27 protein-coding genes are annotated in these 23,813 nt (G+C 69.3%); 14 read left to right on the top strand and 13 right to left on the bottom strand.

Annotated elements, in window-relative coordinates; genetic code table 11:
- Positions 1-3 precede the first annotated feature (3 nt).
- Positions 4-657, bottom strand: coding sequence for an HAD family hydrolase (locus EV137_RS00955; RefSeq protein WP_238175013.1), 654 nt, complete (start codon positions 655-657; stop codon positions 4-6).
- Positions 658-911: 254 nt separating this feature from the next.
- On the opposite strand from EV137_RS00955, the gene EV137_RS00950 reads away from it, so the two are divergent.
- Positions 912-1,760, top strand: coding sequence for a PAC2 family protein (locus EV137_RS00950; RefSeq protein ID WP_134004875.1), 849 nt, complete (start codon positions 912-914; stop codon positions 1,758-1,760).
- Here EV137_RS00950 and EV137_RS00945 read toward each other — a convergent pair.
- Positions 1,757-2,119: a MerR family transcriptional regulator gene (locus EV137_RS00945; protein ID WP_134125846.1), complete on the bottom strand. Its 363-nt coding sequence runs from the start codon at positions 2,117-2,119 to the stop codon at positions 1,757-1,759. The two genes, EV137_RS00950 and EV137_RS00945, sit on opposite strands and share 4 nt — an antisense overlap.
- Before the next feature lie 53 nt (positions 2,120-2,172).
- Between EV137_RS00945 and EV137_RS00940 the strand changes: the two genes are divergently transcribed.
- The 3 genes from EV137_RS00940 to EV137_RS00930 all read left to right on the top strand — a co-directional run bounded on the left by EV137_RS00940 (position 2,173) and on the right by EV137_RS00930 (position 4,783).
- Positions 2,173-3,012: a polysaccharide deacetylase family protein gene (locus tag EV137_RS00940; protein WP_134125844.1), complete on the top strand. Its 840-nt coding sequence runs from the start codon at positions 2,173-2,175 to the stop codon at positions 3,010-3,012.
- 99 nt (positions 3,013-3,111) lie between these two features.
- Positions 3,112-3,879: a protein-sorting L,D-transpeptidase LdtCP gene (ldtCP, locus tag EV137_RS00935; protein WP_134004881.1), complete on the top strand. Its 768-nt coding sequence runs from the start codon at positions 3,112-3,114 to the stop codon at positions 3,877-3,879.
- Between the two features lie 10 nt (positions 3,880-3,889).
- Positions 3,890-4,783, top strand: coding sequence for an APAP(6x)LPVTG-CTERM sorting domain-containing protein (locus EV137_RS00930; RefSeq protein ID WP_134125842.1), 894 nt, complete (start codon positions 3,890-3,892; stop codon positions 4,781-4,783).
- Between the two features lie 63 nt (positions 4,784-4,846).
- Here the strand turns inward: EV137_RS00930 and mshC are convergent, their stop codons facing one another.
- Positions 4,847-6,067 (bottom strand): cysteine--1-D-myo-inosityl 2-amino-2-deoxy-alpha-D-glucopyranoside ligase, encoded by a 1,221-nt coding sequence (gene mshC / locus EV137_RS00925; protein WP_134004885.1) that lies wholly within the window; start codon positions 6,065-6,067, stop codon positions 4,847-4,849.
- Between the two features lie 102 nt (positions 6,068-6,169).
- Between mshC and EV137_RS00920 the strand changes: the two genes are divergently transcribed.
- On the top strand, positions 6,170-6,871 hold the full coding sequence (locus EV137_RS00920) for a DUF6882 domain-containing protein (protein WP_134125840.1): 702 nt from the start codon (positions 6,170-6,172) through the stop codon (positions 6,869-6,871).
- On the opposite strand, the gene EV137_RS00915 is transcribed toward EV137_RS00920, so the two are convergent.
- The 3 genes from EV137_RS00915 to EV137_RS00905 are packed head-to-tail and all read right to left on the bottom strand — an operon-like array spanning position 6,868 to position 8,943.
- A complete protein-coding gene (locus EV137_RS00915; RefSeq protein ID WP_134004889.1) occupies positions 6,868-7,662 on the bottom strand; it encodes an Rv2133c family protein in 795 nt (264 codons plus the stop codon). The two genes, EV137_RS00920 and EV137_RS00915, sit on opposite strands and share 4 nt — an antisense overlap.
- Positions 7,659-8,234 carry an Rv2134c family protein gene (locus tag EV137_RS00910; RefSeq protein ID WP_134004891.1) on the bottom strand — a complete coding sequence of 192 codons (576 nt, stop codon included), beginning with the start codon at positions 8,232-8,234 and terminating at the stop codon, positions 7,659-7,661. Before EV137_RS00910 ends, EV137_RS00915 begins: the two co-directional genes overlap by 4 nt.
- A 13-nt stretch (positions 8,235-8,247) precedes the next feature.
- A complete protein-coding gene (locus tag EV137_RS00905; RefSeq protein WP_134125838.1) occupies positions 8,248-8,943 on the bottom strand; it encodes a histidine phosphatase family protein in 696 nt (231 codons plus the stop codon).
- A gap of 49 nt (positions 8,944-8,992) precedes the next feature.
- On the opposite strand from EV137_RS00905, the gene corA reads away from it, so the two are divergent.
- Positions 8,993-9,964, top strand: a complete 972-nt coding sequence (gene corA, locus EV137_RS00900; protein ID WP_238175012.1) for a magnesium/cobalt transporter CorA — start codon at positions 8,993-8,995, stop codon at positions 9,962-9,964.
- 161 nt (positions 9,965-10,125) lie between these two features.
- Here the strand turns inward: corA and EV137_RS00895 are convergent, their stop codons facing one another.
- A complete protein-coding gene (locus EV137_RS00895) occupies positions 10,126-10,953 on the bottom strand; it encodes an undecaprenyl-diphosphate phosphatase (protein ID WP_134004897.1) in 828 nt (275 codons plus the stop codon).
- Positions 10,953-12,005: an LLM class F420-dependent oxidoreductase gene (locus EV137_RS00890; RefSeq protein WP_134004899.1), complete on the bottom strand. Its 1,053-nt coding sequence runs from the start codon at positions 12,003-12,005 to the stop codon at positions 10,953-10,955. The genes EV137_RS00895 and EV137_RS00890 overlap by 1 nt, the downstream gene beginning before the upstream one ends.
- 51 nt (positions 12,006-12,056) lie before the next feature.
- Between EV137_RS00890 and EV137_RS00885 the strand changes: the two genes are divergently transcribed.
- From EV137_RS00885 to EV137_RS00865, 5 genes are all read left to right on the top strand, one after another.
- Positions 12,057-12,998: an aldo/keto reductase gene (locus EV137_RS00885; protein ID WP_133791412.1), complete on the top strand. Its 942-nt coding sequence runs from the start codon at positions 12,057-12,059 to the stop codon at positions 12,996-12,998.
- Positions 12,999-13,034: 36 nt separating this feature from the next.
- Positions 13,035-13,220: a DUF5703 family protein gene (locus EV137_RS00880; protein WP_130385444.1), complete on the top strand. Its 186-nt coding sequence runs from the start codon at positions 13,035-13,037 to the stop codon at positions 13,218-13,220.
- 82 nt (positions 13,221-13,302) lie between these two features.
- Entirely contained in the window at positions 13,303-13,770 is a 468-nt protein-coding gene (locus tag EV137_RS00875) for a MarR family winged helix-turn-helix transcriptional regulator (protein WP_134004901.1), read from the top strand.
- Positions 13,767-14,582, top strand: coding sequence for an ABC transporter ATP-binding protein (locus EV137_RS00870; protein WP_134125834.1), 816 nt, complete (start codon positions 13,767-13,769; stop codon positions 14,580-14,582). The genes EV137_RS00875 and EV137_RS00870 overlap by 4 nt, the downstream gene beginning before the upstream one ends.
- Positions 14,542-15,360, top strand: coding sequence for an ABC transporter permease (locus tag EV137_RS00865; RefSeq protein WP_134004905.1), 819 nt, complete (start codon positions 14,542-14,544; stop codon positions 15,358-15,360). Before EV137_RS00870 ends, EV137_RS00865 begins: the two co-directional genes overlap by 41 nt.
- 9 nt (positions 15,361-15,369) lie before the next feature.
- On the opposite strand, the gene EV137_RS00860 is transcribed toward EV137_RS00865, so the two are convergent.
- Both EV137_RS00860 and EV137_RS00855 read right to left on the bottom strand, forming a co-directional pair.
- Positions 15,370-16,104 (bottom strand): N-acetyltransferase, encoded by a 735-nt coding sequence (locus tag EV137_RS00860; RefSeq protein ID WP_134125832.1) that lies wholly within the window; start codon positions 16,102-16,104, stop codon positions 15,370-15,372.
- Positions 16,070-17,269 (bottom strand): MFS transporter, encoded by a 1,200-nt coding sequence (locus EV137_RS00855; RefSeq protein WP_134125830.1) that lies wholly within the window; start codon positions 17,267-17,269, stop codon positions 16,070-16,072. The genes EV137_RS00860 and EV137_RS00855 overlap by 35 nt, the downstream gene beginning before the upstream one ends.
- A gap of 73 nt (positions 17,270-17,342) precedes the next feature.
- Here EV137_RS00855 and EV137_RS00850 point away from each other — a divergent pair, with 73 nt between their 5' ends.
- From EV137_RS00850 to EV137_RS00840, 3 genes are all read left to right on the top strand, one after another.
- Complete coding sequence (locus tag EV137_RS00850; protein ID WP_134125828.1) at positions 17,343-18,203, top strand: LysR family transcriptional regulator; 861 nt, start codon at positions 17,343-17,345, stop codon at positions 18,201-18,203.
- Positions 18,204-18,275: 72 nt separating this feature from the next.
- Positions 18,276-20,717, top strand: a complete 2,442-nt coding sequence (locus tag EV137_RS00845) for a glycosyl hydrolase (RefSeq protein ID WP_134125826.1) — start codon at positions 18,276-18,278, stop codon at positions 20,715-20,717.
- Between the two features lie 103 nt (positions 20,718-20,820).
- Positions 20,821-21,096 (top strand): DUF1876 domain-containing protein, encoded by a 276-nt coding sequence (locus tag EV137_RS00840; RefSeq protein WP_238175011.1) that lies wholly within the window; start codon positions 20,821-20,823, stop codon positions 21,094-21,096.
- Positions 21,097-21,111: 15 nt separating this feature from the next.
- On the opposite strand, the gene EV137_RS00835 is transcribed toward EV137_RS00840, so the two are convergent.
- The 3 genes from EV137_RS00835 to EV137_RS00825 form a co-directional block, all read right to left on the bottom strand.
- On the bottom strand, positions 21,112-22,440 hold the full coding sequence (locus EV137_RS00835) for a M20/M25/M40 family metallo-hydrolase (protein WP_134125824.1): 1,329 nt from the start codon (positions 22,438-22,440) through the stop codon (positions 21,112-21,114).
- Between the two features lie 65 nt (positions 22,441-22,505).
- The gene (locus EV137_RS00830) at positions 22,506-23,366 is read right to left on the bottom strand and encodes a hypothetical protein (protein ID WP_134125822.1); all 861 of its coding nucleotides are present in this window, start codon (positions 23,364-23,366) and stop codon (positions 22,506-22,508) included.
- 37 nt (positions 23,367-23,403) lie between these two features.
- Entirely contained in the window at positions 23,404-23,805 is a 402-nt protein-coding gene (locus EV137_RS00825) for a Rieske (2Fe-2S) protein (protein ID WP_238175010.1), read from the bottom strand.
- Between the last annotated feature and the right edge of the window lie 8 nt (positions 23,806-23,813).

The following is a 23,813-nucleotide window of genomic DNA, read 5'->3' as shown; positions in this document are numbered from 1 at the left end:
TCCTCAACGGAGCAGCGAGCGCAGGGACTCCGGGGTGAGCGGCTCCAGCGACTTCACCACGAGCCGTCGCGGCGCGTCCGGGATCGACACCCACTGCGGCACGGCGACGACGTACATGCCGGCCGCCGTCCCGGCCTGGGTGCCGGTCATCGAGTCCTCGATCACGACGCAGTTCGCCGGGTCGACACCGAGCCTGGCCGCACCGGTCAGGTACGGCTCCGGGTTCGGCTTGCCCAGCGTCACCTCGTCACCGGCCACGATCACTGCGAACGGGTCCGGCGGCAGGTGTTCGAGCACCGCGTCGATCATCACCCGGTACGACGCCGACACCAGCGCGCACGGGATGTCTTCCTTGCGCAGCGCCTGGAGCAGCTCGAGCGCCCCCGGCTGGAAGGTCACCTCCTTGCGGAGCGCCTCCACCACCGCCGAGAACATCCGGTCGGCCAGCTCCTCGGCGGTGATCACGCCTTCCGGGATCCGCGCCATCCAGACCTGTACGGCGTCGCGCAGGTCGCTCCCGATCAAGGTCATGCAGTCCTCGACCGTCCAGGTCGCGCCGAGTTCGGCCAGCAGCTCGAGCTGCACCTCCGCCCAGACCTTCTCGGAGTCGACCAACGTCCCGTCCATGTCCCACAGCACCGCTTGCAGGGCCGGCAACTACAGCTCCTCTACCTCATCACCTCACTTTGAGAACCCACCAACCACTTGCGCGCTCGGAAAATGGTTGGTGGGTTCTCAAAGTCTCGGTGCTCATTCTCCCCGGTGGGGTTGGGACAGGGTGCGGCGGGTGCGGCGACACGTTCCGCCTGGGGTGAAACCAGGCACGCGCGCACGGCGGAGCACGTAGGCTGGGCAGTCCGGTTTCCGGTGACCGCACCGGATTGGCTACAGAGACGACAGGGGGCCTGCGAGTGGTAGACCTCGCAAACCTGAGGGACCCGGTCGTGATCGCCGCGTTCGAGGGCTGGAACGACGCGGCCGAGGCGGCCACCGGAGCGGTCGACCACCTGATCGACGAGTGGGAGGCCGAGCTCGTCACGGCGATCGACCCCGAGGACTACTACGACTACCAGGTGAACCGTCCCCGGGTCGGCCTCGACGAGGACGGCGGACGGCACCTGACCTGGCCGACCACCCGGATCTACCTGGCCCGCCCGGACGACACCGGCCGCGACGTGCTGCTGATCCGCGGCGTCGAGCCGAACATGCGCTGGCGGGCGTTCTCCCGGGAGCTGCTGGAGATCGTCGACGAGTCGAACGCACAGCTCGTCGTCGTCCTCGGCGCCCTGCTCGCGGACTCCCCGCACACCCGTCCGATCCCGGTCTCCGCGACCTCGTCCGACGAGGAACTCACCGCGGCGTGGAGCCTCGAGCCGTCGACGTACGAAGGCCCCACCGGCATCACCGGCGTCTTCGCCGACCTGTGCACCACCCTCGGCGTACCGGCCGTGTCGATCTGGTCCGCGATCCCCCACTACATCGCGGGTACGCCGTGCCCGAAGGCGTCACTGGCCTTGCTCAGCAAGATCGAGGCGCTCCTCGACCTCGCGATCCCCGAAGGCGACCTCCCGGAGCTCGCACGCGCCTGGCAGCGCGGCGCGGACGAGCTCAGCGAGGAGGACCCCGAGGTCGCGGAGTATGTGCAATCGCTGGAGGAGCAGCGCGACACCGCCGACCTCCCGGAGGCCACCGGCGAGGCGATCGCCGCCGAGTTCGAGCGGTACCTCAAACGCCGCAACAAGAACCACCCGGGCGACTAGAGCTCGCGGGCCGCGGTGGCGATGACCTCGTCGAGGACAGCCCGGGATGTGGCCAGGTCGGCGATCATCTGGTCGATGCGGTCCCGCTCGGCGGTCAGTTCGACGACCAGCTCCGGCGTGGCCCGCTCGTTCGGGCCGCCGTCCGGGTCCCGCATGCACGGCAGCAGCTGCGCGATCTTCTTGCTGTGCAGCCCGGCCGCGAACAACTCCTGGATCAGGATCACCCGGTCGACGGCACGCTCGGCGTACTCACGCTGCCCACCCGCGGTCCGCTCCGACACGAGCAGCCCCTGCGCCTCGTAGTACCGCAACGACCGCTCGCTCACGCCGGTGCGACGTGCCAACTCCCCGATCCGCACGACAGACCTCCGGACTTGAACCTGACACTGATGTCAGACTTTACCGTCCAATCATGACGCTCTACGACTACAGCCCGCTTCCCGAACGACCCCGCCTGACCTGGCCCGACGGCAAGCGCGTCGCCTTCTACGTCGGCCTCAACATCGAGCACTTCCTGCCCGACCAGCCGTCCACCAGCATCTGGCCGCTCGACCTCAAGCCCGACCCGTTGAACCACGGCTGGCGCGAGTACGGCGCCCGCGTCGGCATCTGGCGCACCGTCGACATCCTCGACCGGTACGACGTCCGCGCGAGCGTGCTGCTCAACTCGGACGTTGCCGAGCACAACCCGCAGATCATCAAGGCCGGCGTCGAACGGGACTGGTCCTGGCTCGCGCACGGCTCGACCAACTCCACCCTGCACACCGGCTACGAGCCCGACGACGAACGACGCATCCTCACCGAGATCACCGACACCATCGAGACCGCCACCGGCAAGCGTCCGAAGGGCTGGATGGGTCCCGCCCTCACCGAGACCCACAACACGCCGCAAATGCTGTCGGAGCTCGGCTACCGCTACGTCCTCGACTGGACCAACGACGACCAGCCCTACCACCTCAACGTCCCGGGCATGCTGAGCGTCCCGTACACCGTCGAGCTCAACGACCTGGGCATCTTCCTCCGCGGCCTCACCGGCCCGGACTTCCTGCAGATGGTGAAGGACCAGTACGACGTACTGCGTGACGAGTCGGCCCACACCGGACGGGTGATGGCGCTCGCGCTGCACCCGTTCGTCATCGGGCAGGCGTTCCGCGCGAAGTACCTGGACCTGGCCCTCGAGTACATCAGCGCGCAACCGGACGTCTGGATGACCACCAGCGACGCCATCGCGGAGCACTACGCGGCGTCGTAACCCCGCGAGGTGTGGCGCGTTGTTACCAGTGGGTTTATATTCGTCCGGACTACTGGGGGGTGACGGCGTGCCGTCACCGGGACCACGGGGAGCAATCGGATGCGCGACGAGCGAGGCGGTAGCTCGGTTCCTGCGCTGGCCGTGCTCGTGCTGCTCGGCGTGGTCGCCGCGGTCGGGATCCTCGGCAACAAGAAGCACGAGACCGTCGACCTCACCACGCTGACCGCCTCGACGACCGCGACGACGATCACCACCGCGCCGCTCGACGCCGAGCCGTTCGCCGGGACCACCGGGCTCGTCGTCCACCCGCGCGCGGAGGCCGCGCTCTACAGCTCCCCGGACGCGGACGCGTTCGGCAAGATCGGCCCGACCCAGTTCGGGCCGACCTGGCTGCCGGTCGTGGAGCAGACCGACGGCTGGGTCCGGGTCCTGCTCCCCTCCAAGCCCAACCGGTCCACCGGCTGGCTCCAGGACGAAGGGCTCGACCGGGCCACCTCGTCGTACCTGATCCGCGTGCACACCAGTTCGCGGACGCTCGAGCTCTTCGAGAACAACAAGAGTCTCGGCACCTGGAAGGCCGGGGTCGGCGCGACGAAGACGCCGACGCCGCCGGGGCGGACGTTCCTGCTCGGCTCGATCATCGACCATAAGCGCTCGGCGTCGCCGATCGTGCTGCCGTTGGGTGCGCACAGTCCCACCTTGGACACGTTCGGTGGCGGACCTGGTACGGTCGCGATCCACGGCTGGCCGAATCCGCACGTGTTCGGCGCCGCGATCAGCGCGGGCTGCGTCCGGGTGCCGAAGACCGCCCTCGCCCACCTGCAGAAGGTTCCGCTCGGGACGCTCGTCCTGATCGACAGCAAATAAGGAGAATCCGATGCGACGACAGTTGACTCCGACCGCGCTGACGGCTGCGGCCGTGGCGGGCGTCGTGACGTTCAGCCTGGTCGCGAGCGCCCCCGTCGGTAACGCGGCGGCCCGCCCGTCCTCGGCGTACGCCGTGAGCGCCGAAGGGCAGGTGCCGATCCCGAAGACGCCGTACGCCGAATCGCTGGACGGCAAGCGGCAGACGACGTCCGCGCTCGAGCTCCCGAAGAACCCGCTGATCTCGGTCCGGGCCGGTACGGCGACCGCGGGCAACGACTCGGCCTCCGTCGAGCTGTTCGACGTCGTGGTCGGTCCCGACATCCTGAGCCAGGTGACGATCCCGCCGGAGCTGAAGCAGCAGTGCTCCGCGCTGCCGAAGACCGGCGCGGACAACCTGCCGCTCCCGGACATCGCGCTGCCCGACCTCGGTCTGCCGTTGCCGAAGCTGAGCACCAAGGACCTGCCGGTGAAGAACCTGCCGGACCTGTGCAACCTGCTGCTGAACCCGCCGAAGTCGCTGCTCGGCATCGACTCGCTGAACGTCTGGTGCTCCGGGGACAACGGCGGCGTCGACATCGGCTCGCTGACGCTCCTCGGCCAGACCGTCAAGCTGCCGAGCACGAAGCAGAGCGCGTCCTTGCCGTCCAACCCGCTGGCGAGCATCACGGTCAACAGTCAGGGCAAGCACTCGGACGGTGCGTTCACCATCACCGGCCTGAGCATCAACCTGGGCGGCGGGGCCGAGGTCATCAACCTGGCGTCGGCGACCTGTGCCAAGCCGGCCGCGAAGCCGAAGCCCAAGCCGCAACCGCAGCCGCCGCACGAGGCGCCCGCCCAGGTCAACACCCCGCCGGCCGCGCCGGTCCCGACCCCGGTCAAGACCCACCACCCGGTCACCGGCTGATCGAAGCACGAAGCTGGGGAGGTTTTTGTGCCGAATCGGGCACAAAACCCTCCCCAAGTCTTGTCAGAGCTTCACGCCGAGCAGTGCATCGCAGGCCTGGGCAATCAGCGCGGGGGCCGCGTGGTCGTCACCTTCGGCCTCGGCCCACGCGTCCACGGCAGCCAGTGCACCCGCGCTGTCCAGGTCGTTGGTCAGTGCCGCCCGTACGGCGTCCACCGCAGCCGCTCCGTCCGGCCCGGAGCCGCGTCCGACCGCACCCCGCCATACGTCGAGGCGCGCCTGCGCGTCGGTGAGGTCGGACGGCATCCAGAACCAGTCCGTCCGGTAGTGGTGCGTGAGGAGTGCGAGCCGGATCGCCATCGGGTCAGCGCCCGCGAGCCGCTCCTTCGAGACCAGCACCAGGTTGCCCTTGGACTTCGACATCTTCTCGCCGTCGAGACCGACCATCGCCTGATGCACGTAGGCGCGCGCGAACGGGTGCTGACCCGTTGCGACCTGCGCACCGCTCGCGGACATCTCGTGGTGCGGGAAGATCAGGTCCGACCCGCCGCCCTGGACGTCGAACGACATCCCGAGGTACTTCAGCGCGATCGCCGAGCACTCGACGTGCCACCCCGGCCGGCCGCGCCCGAGCGCCGAGTCCCAGGCCGGCTCCCCCGGCCGCTCGTGCCGCCACAGGAGGCTGTCCAGCGGGTCCTGTTTGCCCTCGCGGTCCGGGTCGCCACCGCGCTCCGCGAACAGCTCGCGCATCGTGTCGCGGTCGTAGTTCGACACGCCGCCGAACGCCGGGTCGGCCTTCACGGCGAAGTACAGGTCACCGTCGACGGAGTAGACCGCGCCGGCGCGGCGCAGGTCCTCGACCGCGCTCGCGACCAGGTCGATCGACTCGACCACGCCGATGTAGTGCTGCGGTGGAATCACCCGCAGGGCGGTCATGTCGTCGCGGAACAGCTGGATCTCCCGCGCCGCGAGGTCGGTCCACTCGACGCCGGTCTCGGCCGCGCGCTCCAGCAGCGGGTCGTCGACGTCGGTGATGTTCTGGGTGTACGAGACGTCGTACCCGGCGTCGCGCCAGAGGCGGTTGATCAGGTCGAACGTGACGTACGTCGCGGCATGGCCCATGTGGGTGGCGTCGTACGGCGTGATGCCGCAGACGTACATGCGGGCGGTCCCGCCGTCGGTCGGCGGCACCTCGACCAGGCCGCGCGAGGCGGTGTCGTAGAGGCGTAGCCGCCGGGCGGGCCCGGGTACGACCGGGATGTCTGGTTGAGTCCACGCCTGCATGTGTCGGAGCTTATGCCAGTCCGATTTTCAATGACGCGACACGGTTCCACTCTTTGGTCCGGAGCTCGGCGTGCACCCCGCCGGCGGATAGCCTCGCGAGCGATGAGTACAGACTTCAGCCCCGAGCTCCAGTCGTACGGCGCCTGGATCGCGGCGGCCGCGATTCAGCAACAGGACCTGTTCAACGAGGTGGTCGGACCGGACTCGCTGCAGGCCGACCTCGACGCGCGGACGCTCGGCGGTGAGCGCGGCGTACTCCACGGGATCTCGCTGCTCGGCAGCTTCTCCGAACTCGACCGGACCTGGCTGTGGGGCTGGGCGAACCCGGGCTTCGGGCCGGACGCGCCCGCGGTCGCCCCGACGCTCGCGATCCGTGAGTTCGGCGAGCGGCACGGCATCGGCGAGTTCACCACCGAGAGCCCGGATCTGAGCGGCTTCGAGCAGCCGGCCCAGGCGGCGATCACGCTCGCGATCACCGCCGGCTCCGTCCTCGGCGGCCGTGGCGTCTGGTCGACCGCGATCAACGAGGGCCGCGGGCACGTGTACCTGCACGTTGCCGACGAGCAACTGCCGCAGGCCGGGTTCGACGCGATCGCCACGCCGCGCCTGCTGATGACCGCGATCAGCGTGTTCCCCGCCGATCACCGGCAGGTCGTCCGCGGCTACTTCCACTATTTCGGCCTGCAGTACGACGAGGGCCAGGACTCGATCCGCGGTACGGCGCCGAACGGCAGCACGATCGTCGTCGACTTCGACGAACTGGGCCGGGTCGGCAACGTCGGCGTGCAGCAGCCGAAAGCCTAGAACGCCGGCCAGGGAATCGCGGGCCAGTCGTCGCTCGGGTACGGGAAGGTGCCGGTCTTCAGCAGGGTCGAGCAGCGTTCCCGGGTCGCGGTCAGCTCGACGGCCGTGACGAGCTCGCACAGTTGTTGCCCGAGGCCACCAGCCAGTTGATCCGCAAGCCGCCGTACGTCGTCCAGCAGGCCGGGCGGGATGGGTTCACCGGCCCAGCCCCACAGGACCGTACGGAGCTTGTCGTCGGCGTTGAACGTGACGCCGTGGTCCACGCCGTACACCCGGCCGTCGCCCGGGTTCAGCACGTGGCCGCCCTTGCGGTCGGCGTTGTTGACCACGGCGTCGAACACGGCCATCCGCCGCAACGCGTCGTTGTCGGCGTGCACGAGCGTGACCGGGTTGTGGCGGCCGTCGAGCGCGTCCAGGACACCGACCCAGCCGTCGGGCACGCGGCCCTGCGGCACGATGTCGACCAGCTCGGTCTCCCCCGGGCCGAGTTCGGCCTCGTCGATCCACAACTGGACCATGCCTTCGCCGAGCGGCCCGTCGCGCAGCAGCGTCGGCGGTACGACCGACCAGCCGAGCGCCTCGGACACGACGTACGCCGCGAACTCCCGCTGGGCGAGCGTGCCGTCGGGGAAGTCCCACAGCGGCCGCTCCCCCTCGATCGGCTTGTAGACGACGGTGGCGGTCTCGCCGTCCAGGCTGACCGAGCCCTGGTACGTACCGTTCGACGCGGCGACCAGGCGACCGTGCAGCGACAGCTCCCCTAGAGCGAGGAGCTCGGGGTTGACCGTCATTCCGGCAGGTGCCTGCGGTAGCCGTTCGCCCGCGGGCAGATGTGGCCGTCGGCGTCGATCGGCCGGCCGCAGAACGGGCAGCTCGGGCGTCCGGACGCGACCAGCGCGACCGCCCGCCGGGCGAACGCACGGGCCTGCTCCTCGGTGATCCGGACGATGAACACCTCGGCGTCGTCGGACTCCATCGCGGCGGTGACCGGGTCGGTCTCCTCCAGGTCGGCCTGCTCGCCGGTGACGACCGCGAACACCTCGATCACCACCCGCTCGGCGTCGGCCTCCCACGCCAGCGTCATGGTGCCGGCCCGGAACTCCTCCTCGATCGGCTGCTCCAGCGGTGCGGTGTCGTCACTCGCGGTCTGCGTGACCGGCTCGCGGTCGAAGCGCCGCGCGACCTCGTCCAGCATCACGTCGAGCCGCTCCGCGAGCGCCATCACCTGTTCCTTCTCGCACGCCACCGACGTCAGCCGGTGCCCGGCCCGGGCCTGGAGGAAGAACGTCCTCGCACCGGGTTCCCCCACGGTGCCGGCGACGAACCGCTCGGGGTCGTCGAAGGAATGCACAACTCGCGCCATACCTATGACCCTACTAACGTCCGCCGACGACCGCGTCCGAGGACTGCTTCTTGGGCTTGCCTTTCGCTGACGGCTTAGGGATCAGCGACGCCAGTTCGCTGCCGGAGTCGTTCAGCCGGACCAGGAACGGGCGGGTCGCGGTGTAGGTGATGATCGTCGTCGACGCGGTGTCCACGACGATCCGCTGGAACGTGTCCAGGTGCTGACCGAGCGCGTCCGCGACGATCGCCTTGATCACGTCGCCGTGCGAGACCGCGACCCAGATCGCATTCGGCCCGTGGCTTTTCGCGAGGAGCGCGTCGTGCGCCCGGACGGCGTCGACACCGCGCTGCTGCATCGCCCGCATCGACTCGCCGTTCGGGAACGTGACGGCCGACGGGTGCTGCTGCACGACGGACCACAGCGGGTCCTTCGCCAGCGTGGCGATCTTCTGCCCGGTCCAGTCGCCGTACCCGCACTCCGTCAGCCGGCGATCCGTTGCCGGACGCAACCCGTCATGCTGCTTGGCGATCGCGGCGGCGGTCTGCTTGCAGCGTTCGAGCGGTGAGGTGACGATCGCGGCCAGCGGCAGCTCGGCGAGCCGCTCCGCGACCGCCGCGGCCTGCTGTACGCCGGTGTCGTCCAGCTTCACGCCCGGCGTACGACCCGCCAGCGTGCCGGACGTGTTCGCGGAACTACGACCGTGGCGAACCAGAATCACGGTGGGCATGCAGTGCACGTTATCTCGTCCCCGCAAGTCGCGGTGTCATGATGGGGGTGTGATCGTGGACTGCGGGGTGTACGCCGCCGGGGAGCGGCAGGACCTGCCCAAGGATCCCGAGACGGTTGCCCAGGCCATCGACGAGCGCGCCGACAGCTTCGGCTGGATCGGTCTGCACGAGCCGTCGGATGCCGAGATGGAGCGGGTGCAGGACCTGTTCGGTCTGCATGATCTGGCTATCGAGGACGCGCTGCAGCTCCACCAGCGACCCAAGGTGGAACGGTTCGGCGACACGCTCCTCGTCGTACTGCGGACACTCTGGTACGTCGACGAGGGCGACGCCGTCGAGACGGGTCAGGTGACGGCCTTCGTCGGACCGCGGTACGTCGTGACCGTGCGGCACGGGGAAGGCGGCGGACTCGCCACCACCCGGCACGAACTCGAGGCCCGCGCCTCGATGCTCGGGCACGGCCCGTCGGCCGTGCTCTGGGCGATCTCGGACGCGATCGTGGACGACTACGAGCGGGTCGCGGAGCAGGTCGAGATCGACGTCGACGAGATCGAGTCGTCGGTGTTCTCCCCCGAGCGGACCAGCGACGCGGAGCGGATCTACCGGCTGAAGCGCGAGGTGCTGGAGATGCGCCGCGCGATCGATCCGCTGCGGGAGCCGATGGAGCAGTTCGCGCACGGGATGGCCGGGATCGGCCCGAAGGCGAGCCCGTTCTTCCGCGACGTCGCCGACCACCTCAGCCGGGTGTCCGACCAGGCCGAGGCGATCGACACCCTGCTCACGTCGGCCCTGAACGCGCACCTCGCCCGCGTCTCGGTCCAGCAGAACGACGACATGCGCAAGATCTCCGCCTGGGTCGCGATCGCCGCCGTACCGACCATGCTGGCCGGCATCTACGGCATGAACTTCGACAACATGCCGGAGCTCCGCTGGCACTTCGGGTACTACGCCGTTCTGCTGCTGATGGCCCTGGTCTGCGTCACCATGTACCGCTTCTTCCGCAAGGTCGGCTGGCTCTAGGTCCTGTCTGGTGATCCAGCGCCGTAGCGAGGAGGTGCTCGGTGCGGTGCATCGGCGTGCGGGGGCGAAGGTCTCGATGCGGAGCATCGTGGCCTTTGCACCCGTGCGGCGAGGTGCCGTGCCGAGTGCCCCGCAGTAGGCGCTGGATTGCCAGACAGGGCCTAGGTCGCGGTGATCGTGCTCGTTGCCAGCAGGATGACGAGGACGATGCCGAGCAGGACGCGGTAGAAGGCGAAGACCTCGGTGGAGTGCTTGGCGACGAAGCGCAGCAGCCAGGCGACCGACGCGTACGCGACCACGAAGCTGACCACCGTGCCGACGAGCAGCGGTACGACGCCGACGTCGCCGTTGAGCGCGTCCTTCAACTCGTAGATGCCCGCCCCGACCAGGGCCGGAATGCCCAGCAGGAACGCGATCCGGGTGGCGGCGACCCGGTCGAGCCCGCGGAACAGGCCGGCCGAGATCGTCGCACCGGACCGGGACACGCCGGGGATCAGCGCGAGGCACTGCACCACGCCCATCACGATCGCGTCGACGAGCGTGATGCGGGTGAGCGGGCGCGCCTTCGAGCCCAGCCGCTCGGCGGCGACCATGAAGAACGACCACCCGATCAGCGCACCGGCCACCCACCACAGGCTGCGCAGCGGCCCGGAGATCAGGTCCCGCGCCAGGAAGCCGACGATCACGATCGGCAGCGAGCCGACGATCACGTACCAGCCCATCCGGTGGTCGAACTCGCCGCGGTACTCCGGTTTCGCGAGCCCGCGGACCCAGGCGATCGCGATCCGCCGGATGTCCTTCCAGAAGTACAGCACCACCGCCGCGATCGCCCCGATCTGGATCACCGCGGTGAACCCGGTGATCGACGGGTCGTCGATCTTGAGCCCGAGCATCTTCGACACGATCGTCAGGTGCCCGGTGCTGGAGACCGGCAGGAATTCGGTGAGGCCCTCGACGATGCCGAGGATGATGGAGTCCCAGATCGTCATCAGTTGCCGACTCCGGACAGCTCCAGAGCCTCGGCGGCGGTCCGCAGGTCGGCGATCCGCTGCTCGACGGTCGACGCGAACGGCGTCAGCGCGACCGTCGTCGCCCCGGCCTCGGCGTACGCCGTCAGCTTGTCCGCCATCCGCGCCTTGTCACCGAGCAGCGAGATCGAGTCCAGGAACCCGAACGGTACGGCGGCCATCGCCTCGCGGTGCTTCTTGTCCAGGTACAGGTCCTGGATCTCCTTCGCCTCCTCGGCGTAGCCCATCCGGACCGCGAGCGCGTTGTAGAAGTTCTTCTCCCGGCTACCCATGCCGCCGATGTACAAGGCGGCGTACCCACGGACCGGGTCGGCCGCCGCCTGGATGTCGTCACCGGTCATCAGCGGGGTGGTGACGACGACGTCGAAACCGTCGAGGTCCTGCTGACGGACGGCACGGCCCGTCTTGATGTGGTTCAACTGCTCTCCAAGGAAGCCTGGGTCGTTGAGGATCCCGAGCCAGCCGTCGGCGATCTCACCGGCCAGCTCGAGGTTCTTCGGGCCGACCGCGGCCAGGTACACCGGCACGTGGTCGCGGATCGGCCGCACGGTCAGTTTCAGCGCCTTGCCCGGTCCGTCGGGCAGCGGCAGGGTGAAGTACTTGCCCTCGTACGCCACCGTCTCGCGCCGCAGGGCCGCGTTCACGATGTCAACGTACTCACGGGTCCTGAGCAGAGGCTGAGAGAACCGCACTCCGTGCCACCCCTCCGAGACCTGTGGCCCGGACACGCCGAGACCGAGCCGGAACCGGCCGTTCGACAGCCGGTCCAGGGTGGCCGCCGTCATCGCCGTCATCGCCGGCGTCCGGGCCGGGATCTGGAAGACCGCCGCGCCGACGTCGATGGTGGTGGTCTGGGCGGCGATCCAGCTGAGCAGCGTCGCCGCGTCGGAGCCGTACGCCTCCGCGGCCCAGGTGACCGAGAAACCGAGCGCCTCGGCCTCCTTCACCAGCCTCAGGTGGTCCAGATGGTCGTCGCCGCCGTAGACGAAGCCGATGTTGAGTCCGAGTCGCATGACTGGCGAGCCTAGCGAGCCGTTGTCGGTGGCCCGCAATAGGCTCGGTCCATGCAGCAGCGCTATCTCGGTCACAGTGGACTGGCGGTGAGCCGACTCGGGCTGGGCACCATGTCGTGGGGCCGGGACACCGACGAGCACGAGGCCCGCGAGCAGCTCGCCGCGTTCGTGTCCGCCGGCGGCACGCTCATCGACACCGCCGCGGCGTACGGCGACGGCGACAGCGAGCAGCTGATCGGGTCGCTGATCGGCGACGTGGTGGACCGCGACGACCTGGTCATCGCGACCAAGGCCGGGTTCAGCGTCCGCCGCGGCGAGCGGATCACCGACACCTCCCGCGGCGCGCTGCTGCGCGATCTCGAGGGCTCGCTGCGCCGGATGAACGTCGACCACATCGACCTCTGGCAGCTGCACACCTGGTCCGACGACGTGCCGCTGGAGGAGACTCTCTCGGCGCTCGACCACGCCGTTAGCTCCGGCAAGGTGCGGTACGTCGGCATCTCGAACTACGCCGGCTGGAAGGCGGCCCGCGCCGTCACCTGGCAGCAGGCCTGGCCGGGCCGCGCGGTCCCGGTGTCCAACCAGGTCGAGTACTCGCTGCTTGCCCGGGACGCCGAACTGGACGCGATCCGCGCGGCCGCCGGCCTCGGCATCGGGGTCCTCGCATGGTCGCCGCTCGGCCGCGGTGTGTTGACCGGGAAGTACCGCACGGGCATCCCCGCGGACTCCCGGGCGGCGTCTCAACATCTGTCGAGATTCGTCGACCCCTACCTCGACGCGCGGGCTTCGGGCATCGTGGAAGCGGTCGCACGAGCCGCCGACGGGCTCGGCTGGACCCCGCTCGAGGTCGCACTGACCTGGGTGCGGGACCGGCCGGGAGTGTCGGCGGCCATCGTCGGGGCCCGGACGGCACTGCAACTGAAGTCTGTGCTGGGTGTGGAGGAGCTCACATTGCCGCCCGCCATCGCGGCGGCACTGGAGGATGTTTCCTGAAGGTGACGCTGTTGATTTTGTTGGGATGAGGTGTGGATGGCCGAGTACGAGCTGCAGCAGTTCGAGGTGTCCAGGACGGAGTCCCGCGGTGCGGTGCGCAAGCTGCTCACCGAGCACGCGGAGTACGGCGGGTGGGAGCTGGCCCGTCTGCGTCGCTATCCCGACGGTTCACGACGCGTGTGGTTGCGCCGCCGCATCATCCGCGTGATGCGGACCCTCTGATCCTGGCCTGACGTCAGCGGCCCAGAAGTTCTGGGCCTTTCTACCGGCGCAATATCTCTGCAACAGAGGTATTCTTGAGCGTGTGACCGAGGTTCTTGCCGAGGAGCTGCTGGCGGCCATCGGACTGGTGCGGCGGCACCTGCGCCGATCCGTCGGGCGGCCGTTCCCGCTGTCCGCACTCACCGACTCCCAGGCCGAGCTCGTCCGGACCGTCCGTCGCAATCCGGGCATCTCGGTCGCCGAGGCCGCCGCCGAACTCGGCCTGGTCGCGAACACGGTGTCGACCCTGGTCGGCCAGCTCACCGAGCGCGGGCTGCTGCAGCGCACTCCCGACGAGTCCGATCGCAGGGTCGCCCGGTTGACGCTCACGGAGCCGGCCCGCGAACAGGTCGAGGCCTGGCGCGATCGGCGTACGGCGCTGGTCACCCGGACGCTCGACGATCTGACGACGGACGACCGTGAGGCGTTGCGATCGGCGCTGCCCGTTCTCGCCGTACTGGCCGAACGCCTGCACCCCTTGGAAGACCAGCAACGGAAGGTTCGCGCATGAGTGCAGAATCCCCGCCCGCGGTTGAGGTCACCGGGCTGAGTCATCGGTTCGGCGACCACGTTGCAGTCGACGACCTCGACCTGACTGTCTCCCCCGGCGAATGCTTCGGCCTCCTCGGTCCCAACGGCGCCGGCAAGACGACGACATTGCGCGTGTTGAACACGCTCTACCCACCCCAGACCGGCACGGTCCGCGTCTTCGGCCTCGACGTCCGCGCCAAGGCGATGTCCGTACGGCGCCTGCTCGGGTACGTCCCGCAACAGCTGTCCATCGAGGGAGCGCTCTCCGGACGAGAGAACGTTTCCTGGTTCGCACGGCTGTTCGACGTACCGCGGCGTGAACGGGCCGCGCGGGTGGCCGAGGTCCTGGAGATCGTCGACCTCACCGATGCGGCCGACCGGCTCGCGTCGACGTACTCCGGCGGCATGGTGCGGCGGCTCGAACTCGCACAGGCGCTGGTCAACCGGCCCGCGCTGCTCGTGCTGGACGAGCCGACGGTCGGGCTCGACCCGGTGGCGCGGGACTCGGTGTGGGCGCGGGTGCAGGAGATGCAGGAGCGGTACGGGATGACCGTGCTGCTGACCACGCACTACATGGAGGAGGCCGACATCCTGTGCGACCGGGTGGCGTTGATGCACCTGGGCCGACTCCGCGCCGTCGGTACGCCGAACGAGTTGAAGGCCGAGCTCGGTCCGGACGCCAGCCTCGAGGACGTGTTCCGGCACCACACCGGCGAGAGCCTCGAAGGTCAGGCGAAGGGAGGTCTGCGCGATGTCCGTGGCACCCGCCGCACCGCCCAGCGCATGGGTTGATTCGCGGCCGCGAGCCGTGCTCCGGCTGTTCTCCCGGATCGGAACGTTCTGCCTCATCGAGCTGCAGAAGCTCCGGCACGACCGGACCGAGCTGATCACGCGAGCGATCCAGCCGGTGTTGTGGCTGGTGATCTTCGGCCAGACGTTCAGCCGGATCCACGCGATCCCGACCGGCGACGTCCCGTACCTGGACTATCTCGCGCCCGGGATCATCGCGCAGTCGGCGTTGTTCGTCGCGATCTTCTACGGGATCCAGATCATCTGGGAACGCGACGCGGGCATTCTCACGAAGCTCCTGGTCACTCCGTCACCGCGTTCGGCCATCGTCGCCGGGAAGGCGTTCGCGGCCGGCGTCCGCACGATCACCCAGGTGATCGTCGTCCTCGTCGTCGCCGCTCTGCTCGGCGTCAGTCTCACGTGGAATCCGCTGAAGTTGCTCGCCGTTCTCGCGGTCGTGGTCCTCGGCGCGGCGTTCTTCTCCTGCCTCTCGATGACGATCGCCGGCCTGGTCCTGCGCCGCGACCGCCTGATGGGCATCGGCCAGGCGATCACGATGCCACTGTTCTTCGCGTCGAGCGCGCTGTATCCGATCGCGATCATGCCGGGCTGGCTGAAGGTGCTGAGCCATGCCAATCCCCTGACCTACGAGGTGAGCGCACTCCGCGGTCTCCTGATCGGCCAACCCACCAACTACCTCCTCGACTTCGCCGTACTCGTCGTCGCCGCCGTCGCCGGCATCTGCGCGGCTGCCGCTCTCATGGGGCGTCTCGCGCGGTAGAGCGCGTGTTCAGAGGTCGTGGCGGACCCAGACGTTGGGTTCTACGTAGACCGCGTGGTTGTGCTCGACGTCTACGTGGACAGGGACGAGAGCCTTGGGTACGACGACGTCGCCGGTGGTGTCGAACGGGAGGCCGGTCCAGCTGCGCCACTCGTCCAGGCTGCCCGCGATCACCATCGAGCGTGGGGCGACCTGGACGATCGTGGCGCCGGCCTTCACGTGGACGCGCAGCCACGGGTCCTGCGGTAGACCGTCGGGCCGGAGTTGCTCGACGTACTCCGTCATCGGCTGGTGTGCGTCGGTCTTGCCGTTCGGACGGACCGGGGCGTAGAGCGCGGTGTGGCCTTTCGCTTTCACGGCCTGGCGCATCGCGGCGAGCATGGCGTGGGAGAGGCCGCGGCCGAGATGCGACGGCCGGATGAGGATCTCCAGGGCGCTCGAGACGTTCGGCGTACGGTCGTTGCGGAGGTCCTGGAAACCCCAGTGCAGCACGCGATCCCAGCCGCCGGCCGGAAGCTCGGTGCGGTTCTCGTCCGGGAACACGAACGGGACGCTCCGGCCGTGCGCGACCAGGTCGCCGTGCTCGGTCGCGACCACGCACTGGTCAGGGAAGTGCACGGGGACCTGACTCATGAACGCGTTGCCGATCGGGTCGTTGTGCATGAACGCCGGCCACGCGTCGGCGAACTCGTACATCCGCTCCTGGTACTCAGGCCGCTCGGCCAAGGTCGTGATCTCTGGCATGAGTCGCAGTCTGACACCGGACCAGGACCAGCATGGCGACAGCCGCGGTGACGAGTCCCGCCCCGATCAGCGCGAGCTCGGCTCCGACCGCCCCGATGATCGGTCCTCCGACGAGCATCCCGGCCGCGCTCCCGGCGTTCACGACGACGCTCTGCCCGGAGAGCAACGCGCGTCGCTCGGCTCCCGCCGACGACCGGGTGATGAGAACGGAGATCGCCGCGATCCCGATCACCACGGTCACCCCCGAGAGCGCACCCATCACGGCGACCACGGGCGGTGTCGTCCAGACGCCCATTCCGACCCAGCACAACCCGCTCCAGGCCCACGCCATCGAGGCGGTCACCACTGGCCGGGTACGCCGTACCACTGCCAACGACACGGCAGTCCCGACGAGCGACCCGACGCCGTACCCGGTCATTCCCGCCGCCAGGTAGATCCCCGGCTGCCCGCGCTCTTCCCCCAGCACCGACAACCCCAACGTGAACGCGAACCAGGTAACGCACCCCGTTCCCCGGACGACCCAGCCGTACGCGACCTCGGGCCGACCACGCAGGCTCCCCCGGATCGACGGCGTCACCACCCCTTCGGGGGCATGCTCGGCCCGCACACTGCACGCAAGCAACCCGGCGCCGGCAACAGTCGCGGCCTCGACCCACAGCAACCCACTCGTCAACCCGGTCGACACCGCCAAAGCACCGACAGACGGACCGATGAGCATCCCCACGCGTCGTAGTCCGTCTTGCCAGGTCAGCAACTGCACCGCCCGACCGGCACCCCATCGGTCGCCGGTGTCGGCGAGCAGTGCCGATCGTCCCGGGTTCGACAGCGCGTCGCCGCAGCCGAGCAGCAACCCGCTCATGATCAGGAGCTCCGGAGACAAGATTCCCAACCCGGCCGCCGCCGGCACTGACGCCAACGCGATCGCGGACACCAGCGCGACGCCGGCGAGCCGCGGCCCCGAGTCCACCCACTGCCGAGCCCTGCGCGCCCACCACGGCGACAAGAGCACGGGCACCCCTGCTGCACCCGCAACGAGTCCGGTCGCCGCCACCGATCCCGTTTCCCGGAGGATCACCAGCGGCAGCGCGACCTGGGAGATCCGGAACGCGAAGTCCGCCGTACCGCCTCCCGCCAGCAACGCCAACGCCTCGGATCTCGCCTTCACACCTTGAATTCTTGGCGTTTCCCGCGGCCGCAGGTAGCCGGCACGGCTTGCCCGCTTGCCATAGGCTCAGCCTATGGTCTCATTACCCTCGGTCGAGGACCTGCGACTGGTCCAAGCCGTCGCCCGGACCGGTGCCGTCGGTACCGCGGCCCGCGAGCTCCGCATCTCCCAGCCCTCGGCGTCCCAACGCCTCGCCCGGCTCGAACGCCTCTGCGGCACCCAACTGTTCGAGCGCGACACCCGCGGCGCCCGCCCCACCGCGGCCGGCGCCGAACTCAGCCGCCGCGCCGACCACATCCTCGGCCACCTCGAGGAGGTGTACGACGCCACGCGCGCGGCCGCCGTCACGCAGCGCCTCGTGATCGGCACGTTCGCCAGCCTCGCGCCGATCCTGTTCCCGGTCCTCGACGCCGACCTTCCCGACCTGGAGATCCAGCAGCAGGTCGACCACGGTCACTTCCTGGTGGAACGCGTCGCCGAGGGCACCATGGACGCCGCGTTCATCGCCATCGCGGACCAGATGACGCTCCCCCGCGGCACCGCAGCACGGCGCGTCGGCCGGGACGAACTCGTCCTGTTCGTACCACCCGGCGCCCGCCCACCCGGCCGCGGCCGCCGACCGCTGAAAGACCGCCAGATCGCGTTTTCCACGTACGACCGCGGCTCGGAGGAGATCCACTCCCGCCTGGCCGCCCAAGGCGCCGTCCCGCGCCGCGGCGTCACCCTGAGCACGACCGTCGCCATGGCTCGCCGCCGGTCCCACCTGGCCCTGGTCCCCCGCAGCGCCCTGGCCACCGAACTCCGCCCCGGCGAACACCTCACTCCCGCCCCCTTCCACTACCGCCTCACCCTCTCCGTGGTCACCACCCCCACCCCGCCCAAGCCTCTGATCACCCACCTCCCGCACCTCCGCGCCACCCTCAACCTCTCGTAATCTCAGAACGATCTGTCCGGTACTGGTCATCGCCGTTGACCGCGGGTCGCCGGTCACTGTGGGGTGAAGAGCATGGCGACCGTCGACGACGTACGACGACAGTTCCGGAACCCGCCGCCCGAGGGGCGGCCGATGATGCGCTGGTGGTGGTTCGGACCATCCATCGAGCGAGACGAAATCGACCGCGAGCTGGAAGCCATGGCCGCCGCCGGGCTCGGCGGCGCCGAGGTCGCGTTCGTCTATCCGATGGGACCGGTGACGGCGCAGTTCGGGTCGCCCGAGTTCCTCGAACTGGTCGGGCACGCGGCGCGGACGGCGCGACGGCTCGGGTTGCGGTTCGACGTGACACTCGGAAGCGGGTGGTCGTACGGCGGTGCGCACGTCGGGCCCGAGTACGCGGCACGGCAGTTGCACTGGGACCGCCGCGAGATCGGTGCCGCGGCGTACGACGTACCGATCGTGGCCGGCTGGCCCGGTGACGAGTTCGTCGCGGCGTACGTCGGCGACGGGCCGGCCGGGGCGCCGTCGTCGTACGTCGAGGTGCCGGCGAGCGACGGGATCATCCACGTACCGGCCGGCGGTCAGCCGCGCGAGGTACTGATCGCGACGTCCCGCGTGACCGGGCAGCAGGTGAAACGGACCGCCGTGGGAGCCGAGGGACTGACGCTCGACCATTACTCGGCAGCCGCCGCTCAGGTACACATCAGGCAGGTCGCCGAACCCTTGCTGCTCGCGGCCACGCCGGAGCTCCTCGGGTCCGTGTTCTGCGACAGCCTCGAGGTGTACGGCGGGGACTGGACGCCGGGGATCTTCGACGAGTTCGTGAAGCGGCGCGGGTACGAGCTGCGGCCGCGGCTCTTCGAGCTGCTCGTGGACACCGAGGGCTCGCGGCAACTGCGGATCGACTTCGGGCGGACGCTGTCGGAGCTGTACGAGGACAACTTCCTGAAGGTGTTCCAGCAGTGGGCGGCCGGATACGGCGTACCGTTCCGGATCCAGAGCTACGGTGAGCCGCCGGCGACGATGAGCAGCTATCGGCACGCCGACCTGTTCGAAGGCGAAGGCTGGGGGTGGACGCGGATCCCCGAGACCCGCTGGGCGTCGTCGGCCGCGAACCTCTACGGCCGCTCGGTCGTGTCCGCCGAGGTGTGGACGTGGGTCCACTCCCCCTCGTTCCGCGCGACGCCACTGGATCTCCAGGGCGAGGCTCACGAGCACTTCCCCTCGGGCGTCAACCAGCTCATCGGCCACGGCTGGCCCTACTCTCCGACCGACGGGCCCGGGCTCGGGTGGATCTTCTACGCCGCGGGCGCACTCGACGACCGGAACCCTTGGTGGCCGTCGGCAACCGCTCTCTTCCGTTCCCTCCACCGTCTCTCCTGGCTGCTCCAGCAGGGAACGCCTGTCCGGCCGGTGAAGATCTACATTCCGGCATCCGACGCGTACGCCGCCGTACGCACGGGGCACGCCGAGCCGCTCAATCTCTACCGCGTTGCCCGACGGCTGATCCCAGAGAGCGCTCCCCGCATGATCCGGGAAGCCGGACTGGACTTCGACCTGATCGACGACGACGCGCTCGAGGTACTCGATCCCGCTGACGCACAGCTGGTCGTCGTAACCGAAGGAACGGCCACGCCACCGGAAACCCAGCGTTGGCTGGATGCTGTCGTCGCGGCCGGTGGAAAGGTGATCACCGACGTCAGCACCCTCGCCGACCACCTTCCGCGCCCGCCGCTCACTCCCCAGCAGGACGTCGGAGTGGTCCACCGGCGCCTCGACGACGGCGACTTCTACTTCGTCGCCAACACCGGACCGGAGATTCGCACTCTCACCTTCGACCAGCCGCTGGAACACTGGAGGGCGCTCTCTGACGACATTGCAGTCACCGGGACCATCACCCTCCACCCCTACGAGTCAGCGGTCCTGATCCCGACCACCACGCCCGCAGCTGACGCGGCCGCTCCGGCCCAACAGGTCCACGCGCTTCAGACCGGCTGGTCGGTTGCCTTTGGCAATGACAGTCGCCCGATCACGTTGCCGCACCGCTGGGAGGACGACCCGGCGCTGACGACGTACTCCGGCTCCGCGACGTACCGCACCGAGATCGAACTCCCGGACACCACCGACTGCTTGCTGTTGGACTTCGGCCCGGGGGAACCGGTCGCACCCGACAGCGAGTCCTACCTCCCGAGCAACTCCTATCGCGTGCTCATCACCCCGCCCGTTGGTGTCGCCGCCGATATATGGCTCAACGACACCCACTGCGGTTCGCTCTGGGCACCGCCGTACCAGGTCGACCTCACAGCCGCCGCGCGACCGGGCGTGAACGAGCTGCGGATCGTCGTACACAACACCGCTGCGAACGCGCTCTCCGCCGATCACCACTTGCTCGAAGCGGCTGCAGACGTGACCGCGCGCTACGGGCGGCGGTTCGACCTCCAGCACATCGAACACGCCGCCAACTACCTCAACTCCGGCCTGCTGACCGTGCCGAGGATCATCCGTCAGGCCTGATCGAGCAGCCAGTCGATTTTCACCGATCCGATTCCGGCACTAGCACTTCGCGCGCCGGCGTACGACGCTCGGAGTAGGAACTCAGTGGACGAAGGTGAGTGGAATGTCAACGATGCGGCAATGGACGGTCGACATCGTGATCGACGAGGAGGAGGACGAGCGGACGACCCGGGCGGAGGCCCGGCTGCGGACCCATGCGGGCGAGCAGCTCTCGGCGCGAGGTACGGCGTACCGCCATCCGAACGACCGTGAGGTCCCGCAGATCGGCGACGAGCTGGCTACGGCGCGGGCGCTGTCCGAACTCTCGCACCGGCTTGTGCTGGAGGCGGCCGAGGACATCGAACAGGTGACCCACCGGCCGACTCATCTGGAGGGGTGAATCGGCCGGCCGGCGTCAGGCCTGATCGAGGAAACGATCCAGGACCCGCGACCCGAACTCGAGGGCCGAGGTCGGCACCCGCTCGTCGATGCCGTGGAACATGCCCATGAAGTCCAGGTCCGGCGGCAGCTGCAGCGGTACGAAGCCGAAGCACCGCACGCCCAGCCGGCTCCAGGACTTGGCGTCGGTGCCGCCCGACATCAGCAGCGGCGCGAACCGGCTCTGCGGGTCCTCGGCCTGCACGCACGCCTTCATCGCTTCGACCAGACCACCGCTGAACTCGGTCTCCAGCGCGATGTCCGTGACGACGGTCTCGCGCTGCACCTTGTCGCCGAGCAGCTCGTCGATGGTCGCGTAGAACTCGTCCTCGTACCCGGGCAGGAACCGCCCGTCGATGTGCGCCTCGGCGTCGCCGGGGATCACGTTCACCTTGTAGCCGGCGTTCAGCATCGTCGGGTTCGCGGTGTTGCGGATCGTGGCGCCGAACATCCGGCTGAAGCTGCCCAGCTTCGCCAGCGTCGTCGTCATGTCCTCCGGGTCGAGCTCGACCTCGAGCACGTCCTCGAGCGTCTTCAGGAACTCGCGGACGGTCGGCGTGACGCGCAGCGGCCACTCGTGCGAACCGATCCGCGTGACCGCCTCGACCAGGTTCGTCACGGCGTTGTCGGTGTTGACCATCGACCCGTGTCCCGCCGTACCGCGGGCCTTGAGCCGCATCCAGTTCATGCCCTTCTCGGCCGTCTCGATCAGGTACAGCCGCAGGTCGTCCTTGACGGTGATCGAGAACCCGCCGACCTCGCCGATGCCTTCGGTGCAGTCGGCAACGGTGTCCGGGTGGTTGTTGATCAGCCACTGGGCGCCGTACACGCCGCCGGCCTCCTCGTCGGCGGTGAACACCAGCCGGACCGGACGCCGCGGCTTCACGCCGGCGCGCTGCCGCGCGCGCACGACCGACAGCACCATCGCGTCGAAGTCCTTCATGTCGACCGCGCCGCGACCCCACACGCACCCGTCGAAGATCTCCCCCGCGAACGGGTCGACCTTCCAGTCCTTCGGATCGGCCGGCACGACGTCCAGGTGCCCGTGCACGAGCAGCGGGTCCGCACTCTGGTCCTCGCCGTCCCAGTGCGCGACCAGCGTCGCCCGCCCCGGCTCCGACTCGTAGATCGTCGACTCGATCCCGACCTCGTCCAGCTTCGCCGCGACGTACTCGGCCGCAACCCGCTCCCCGTTGCTCTTGCCGTTCCCGTAGTTCGTGGTGTCGATCCGGATCAGCTCACTGCAGAGCTCCACCACTTCGGCATCGGGCGTGTACGAACGATCAGCGGTCTCCGGTGCACTCATAGGTCTATCCTCTCCCACGGCGCGGCCACAGTCAGATCCCGGTACGGCGAACCACGGGCCGGCGGTCAACCCCGGCGTACCCCTGTGATCGCGAACTGCTCGATCTCCCTCACATGCCCGCCTGTCGAGGCCACGACGGTCAGGGCCGGATCCACCGCCCCGCGGAAGGTCACTTGTGCGGACCACGACTGCTTCTCACCGCCGCCGGGCCGGCAGCAGTAGGTGCCGATCGGCTCCTCCGACGACGGCTGCCGTATCTGAACCCGGATCGACTCGTCCACCCCGCTGATCCGCCCGCCGACAGTGATCGGTGACGTGACGCGGGCGGCGTACCGCGGCCGCTCCACTGTGAGCGATGTATCCGCTGTGCCGACCACCTCCCACGGTGCGTCCGATCCACGTCCGATCTTCGCCAAATGGATGACGGCTGCGACGCTCGAGCGGCCCTCGGCCTGGTAGCCGACGCCGATGTAGGCGTCGTCACCTCGGGCCGACCGCGACACCACCCGGTCGATCTCGGTGAACCCGAGGAAGCCTCGCGTGAAATTGAGCGCCGTCTCCTCGGCGTCCAGATGCCACGGCTGCCCGCCACTCTCGCGATACGACCGTTGCCAGGCCGCGGCCTCCGCCACCGACCGGAACGGCCAGAGAGGCTGAAACCTGAACTCGGTCGTCGGCGGCGGCGCCGGGGTCGCCGCCGGTGCAGACGGGCTCACGGTGTCCGGCGTACCCGCCGTCGTCGAAGGCAGCCTCGTGGCAGGTGCCAGGGGTACGGCGTTCTGCCCGGGCCCGGACCGCGGACCGCCGTCGAGTCGGCCGACCGCGATGGCGCCGAGCACAGCGGACACCAGCGTGACGACCAGGGCAGCGATGATGACCGCCGCGGGTCGCCTGCGCGGTCGCTTGGCGCCGGGACCGTCCTCCATCAAGCCTCCCAGTACCTATTACACGTCTCGCCGCCCTTCAGGTCAGCGTGATCGCGTCACCGGAGATCTTGATCTGCTTCGGCGGAAGCGGGCGCGGCGCCGGTCCGTTGACGACTGAACCGTCCTTGATCGAGTACTTGCTGCCGTGGCAGTCGCAGTTGATCGTGCCGCTGGCAACGCTGGCGACCGGGCAGCTCTGGTGGGTGCAGATCGAGCTGAACGCCTTGAACGTGCCCTGGACCGGCTGGGTGACCACGACCTGCTGCGGCGCGAAGATCTGCCCGCCGCCGACCGGGATGTCCTCAGTCTTGCCGAGCACCGTATCGGCCGGCGCGGGCTGCGGGGTGGGCTTCGGCTCACCGTACTTCGCGCAGCCGGCCACAGTCGCCAGCCCGGCGGCGGCTCCGGTCAGGATGGTACGGCGGCTGGGTGCGTCCACAGCGGGTC

This window comes from Kribbella pratensis, assembly GCF_004366075.1.
Taxonomy (GTDB): Bacteria; Actinomycetota; Actinomycetes; order Propionibacteriales; family Kribbellaceae; genus Kribbella; species Kribbella pratensis.
The sequence above is the reverse complement of the archived record's forward strand: the minus strand, read 5'-3'. Positions and strand labels throughout refer to the sequence as shown.

What these genes read in the sequence shown, in the direction of transcription:
- EV137_RS00870 (WP_134125834.1), top strand. Translation starts at nt 13,767, where the DNA reads ATGAGTGCAGAATCCCCGCCCGCGGTTGAGGTCACCGGGCTGAGTCAT.
- EV137_RS00865 (WP_134004905.1), top strand. Translation starts at nt 14,542, where the DNA reads ATGTCCGTGGCACCCGCCGCACCGCCCAGCGCATGGGTTGATTCGCGG.
- EV137_RS00860 (WP_134125832.1), bottom strand. Translation starts at nt 16,104, where the DNA reads ATGCCAGAGATCACGACCTTGGCCGAGCGGCCTGAGTACCAGGAGCGG.
- EV137_RS00880 (WP_130385444.1), top strand. Translation starts at nt 13,035, where the DNA reads ATGGCCGAGTACGAGCTGCAGCAGTTCGAGGTGTCCAGGACGGAGTCC.
- EV137_RS00905 (WP_134125838.1), bottom strand. Translation starts at nt 8,943, where the DNA reads ATGCCCACCGTGATTCTGGTTCGCCACGGTCGTAGTTCCGCGAACACG.
- EV137_RS00840 (WP_238175011.1), top strand. Translation starts at nt 20,821, where the DNA reads ATGTCAACGATGCGGCAATGGACGGTCGACATCGTGATCGACGAGGAG.
- EV137_RS00920 (WP_134125840.1), top strand. Translation starts at nt 6,170, where the DNA reads ATGAGTACAGACTTCAGCCCCGAGCTCCAGTCGTACGGCGCCTGGATC.
- EV137_RS00850 (WP_134125828.1), top strand. Translation starts at nt 17,343, where the DNA reads ATGGTCTCATTACCCTCGGTCGAGGACCTGCGACTGGTCCAAGCCGTC.
- EV137_RS00940 (WP_134125844.1), top strand. Translation starts at nt 2,173, where the DNA reads ATGACGCTCTACGACTACAGCCCGCTTCCCGAACGACCCCGCCTGACC.
- EV137_RS00835 (WP_134125824.1), bottom strand. Translation starts at nt 22,440, where the DNA reads ATGAGTGCACCGGAGACCGCTGATCGTTCGTACACGCCCGATGCCGAA.
- EV137_RS00895 (WP_134004897.1), bottom strand. Translation starts at nt 10,953, where the DNA reads ATGACGATCTGGGACTCCATCATCCTCGGCATCGTCGAGGGCCTCACC.
- EV137_RS00910 (WP_134004891.1), bottom strand. Translation starts at nt 8,234, where the DNA reads ATGGCGCGAGTTGTGCATTCCTTCGACGACCCCGAGCGGTTCGTCGCC.
- EV137_RS00885 (WP_133791412.1), top strand. Translation starts at nt 12,057, where the DNA reads ATGCAGCAGCGCTATCTCGGTCACAGTGGACTGGCGGTGAGCCGACTC.
- EV137_RS00915 (WP_134004889.1), bottom strand. Translation starts at nt 7,662, where the DNA reads ATGACGGTCAACCCCGAGCTCCTCGCTCTAGGGGAGCTGTCGCTGCAC.
- EV137_RS00890 (WP_134004899.1), bottom strand. Translation starts at nt 12,005, where the DNA reads ATGCGACTCGGACTCAACATCGGCTTCGTCTACGGCGGCGACGACCAT.
- ldtCP (WP_134004881.1), top strand. Translation starts at nt 3,112, where the DNA reads ATGCGCGACGAGCGAGGCGGTAGCTCGGTTCCTGCGCTGGCCGTGCTC.
- mshC (WP_134004885.1), bottom strand. Translation starts at nt 6,067, where the DNA reads ATGCAGGCGTGGACTCAACCAGACATCCCGGTCGTACCCGGGCCCGCC.
- EV137_RS00930 (WP_134125842.1), top strand. Translation starts at nt 3,890, where the DNA reads ATGCGACGACAGTTGACTCCGACCGCGCTGACGGCTGCGGCCGTGGCG.
- EV137_RS00845 (WP_134125826.1), top strand. Translation starts at nt 18,276, where the DNA reads ATGGCGACCGTCGACGACGTACGACGACAGTTCCGGAACCCGCCGCCC.
- EV137_RS00830 (WP_134125822.1), bottom strand. Translation starts at nt 23,366, where the DNA reads ATGGAGGACGGTCCCGGCGCCAAGCGACCGCGCAGGCGACCCGCGGCG.